Below are 426 nucleotides of genomic sequence, written 5' to 3'. Positions count from 1 at the left end.
CCGTTACCGAGAAGCAGCTCCTGCAGCGAGCCGAGGCGCTCCTGCAGAGCCGGGATATCAGCGGCGCTCGCTTGATCTTGGAACGAGCGGTCACTTTGGGCAGTGCGAAGGCCGCATACCACTTGGCTCAGACCTATGACCCCGCCATTCTGGACGGATGGCAGGTGCGCGGCATTAGCGGGGACATGGCAAAATCGCGGGAACTACACCAACTGGCGCGAACTCTCGGGTCACGTCCAATAGGCGCCAATGCAGCGAGCCCTTAAGCGCAATCCCGCGCTCGACAGGACATCGACAGCGGCGGGCATATTCAAACCTGCAAGGGAGTATGCCGGATTCGGATCCACTCCAGCGCGTGTGAAGCGCTCCTCAGCTCGCCTTCTCCAAGGGACAGCCGGTCTGATCAAAAGGATGGCGCATCGAAAG

At 61.0% G+C, this 426-nt stretch carries 1 protein-coding gene; it reads left to right on the top strand.

All coding sequences use genetic code 11. From position 1 onward, the window contains the following. Positions 1-266 (top strand): hypothetical protein (locus tag AC2JF9_RS09630; protein WP_500727340.1); only part of this gene is annotated, 266 nt, incomplete at its 5' end. Positions 267-426: the final 160 nt, after the last annotated feature.

The sequence above is a fragment of the Lactobacillus sp. C449L genome (genome assembly GCF_059900815.1).
This window is presented reverse-complemented; position numbering and strand designations above follow the sequence as displayed.